The 1,825-nt window shown below is 68.5% G+C and carries 2 protein-coding genes; both read right to left on the reverse strand.

All coding sequences use genetic code 11. The annotated features are described in order from the left end of the window. Positions 1–83: 83 nt before the first annotated feature. A complete protein-coding gene (locus GA0070560_RS27975; RefSeq protein WP_091303118.1) occupies positions 84–434 on the reverse strand; it encodes a hypothetical protein in 351 nt (116 codons plus the stop codon). A gap of 11 nt (positions 435–445) precedes the next feature. Continuing rightward, positions 446–1,762, reverse strand: coding sequence for a DUF6880 family protein (locus GA0070560_RS27980; protein WP_211566045.1), 1,317 nt, complete (start codon positions 1,760–1,762; stop codon positions 446–448). Positions 1,763–1,825: the final 63 nt, after the last annotated feature.

Raw genomic sequence — 1,825 nt, forward strand, 5'->3', positions numbered from 1 at the left:
CAAGAGGGTATCCAGGTCTTGCGTCACAACATGATCTTGGATGCCCTCTCTTCATGCCCACACATCGACCCCTGACTTCGGAACTACTCGTCTAGATAGTGAGCGTGTTCGGGCTCACCAGGGGCGGCGCCAGGTGGGGTCGCCGCGCCCGAGAAAGCGGTGCCGGCGTGGAATGCGGTGAGTGCGGTGGCGACGGCGTGGGCACAGAAGTCGTCGCCGACGGTTCCGCAGTCGCAGTCGGTGGTGAAGAGGCCGCCGACGATGCCGATCCAGGGTTGGAAGACGCCGTCGTGGCTGTGGACGACGGCTTGGACACCGCCGCCGGCCGGTACGAGTTCGCCGACGCTGCCGTTACTCAGCAGCCGTGCCGCGGACTCGGCCACCGAGCTGGGGACGGATTCCCGGAACGCGTCGATGTCGATGCGGACTGCCACGGGCGGGCACTCTACCGGCCAGGGTGGAGGCGGGCGACGTCGAGCTTGGCCAGGAACGACGGCCGGCGCCGGTGCTGTCCACGCAACTCATCCAGATACCTGGCGAACTGGTCGGTTTCGCCGGTGGCCGCGTACGCGTCACGCAGATGGCGGAGCAGCGTGATGGCTGTGTCGTAGCGGCGCTTGTCATGTGAGTCCAGCAGGTGGGCGTTGACGAGTGCCCGGTAGGGTTCGCGTACGTCGGCCGGATGGCCCTGTTGCCGACGGTGCAGGAGTTCGATGCGTTGCCGGGTGGGCAACTCGTCCAGGCGTGCGAGCCCGTTGTGCCAGGCCTCATCGTCACGGCCGGTATGGTGCAGCGCGTCGATCAGGTGGGGCAGGTAGCCGGGCTGCTGGGCGACGCGGTCGCGTACCACGGTCAGCGCCCACTCGGTGTGGGTTTCGTCGCGGTCGGTCTCGGCCACCGTCGTCAGTAGTGGCCGGAGGTTGTCGATGGTCGGCTGCTTGTCGAACGCAGCCCGACGCTCGGCCACCGCGGCGCGCGGTTCGCCGGTCTCGATCAGCAGCCCCACCAGCAGGTCACGCAGCCGCGCGGATTGGTGGCCGCTGGGGTGTTCGGCGAGTCCGCGTCGGGCCCAGTCGATTGCGTCGGCGGGTTGTCCCGCCTCGGCCAGCACCCGTACGGCACGCTCGTACTGGTCGGCGCTTACCAGGTGCTCCGCCAGCACGGCCACGTACCGGTCCACGTCGCCGGAGACCTCGGCGAGCTGCTCGCGTAGGTGCCGTATCGTCCACTGCTGGTGCCAGTTGTCCGGATCCGCAACCGCGGCACGCTGCTTGACCAAGCGCGTCATTTCGGCCAGGCCTTTTGCCCCGAGAGCCGGCGCCCACTCGCGCAGGATCACGTCCGGCCAGCCGGGACCGTCGCAGACGAGCCGGACCAGCCACGCGGCCAGGCCAGCGGGTCGTGGCGGTGCGGCCCGGCACGCCCGGGCGTAGAGCTCCATCAGATGAGCGAGGTCGTTGCCGAGGACACCGGAGGAGCTGTCCATGTACATCAAGGCGGTCGTCATCCGATCGACTGCCTTGCGCAGCACCGGCACCGCGACCGCCGCGTCACCCGCGTCGATCAGCCGGGCGCAGCGGTCCGCGACCTCACGCGCCGCCTGCGAGTAGGCCTGCCGGCCCGCGTACGGGTCACGACGGCGATCCCGCCGCAACCGGTCCACCAGCACAGTCAGCTCATTCTCGTTCCCTGCGCTCACCGGGTACATCACACCAGAACGCCCGCGAGGACCTAGGCCGCGTTTCATAAGCGGGGTAGCCACTCGTTGATCATGGAGATGTGCACGGTGGCTTCATAGCGGACAGCGAGTTTGTCGTAGCGGGTC

The sequence above is a fragment of the Micromonospora halophytica genome (assembly GCF_900090245.1).
Taxonomy (GTDB): domain Bacteria; phylum Actinomycetota; class Actinomycetes; order Mycobacteriales; family Micromonosporaceae; genus Micromonospora; species Micromonospora halophytica.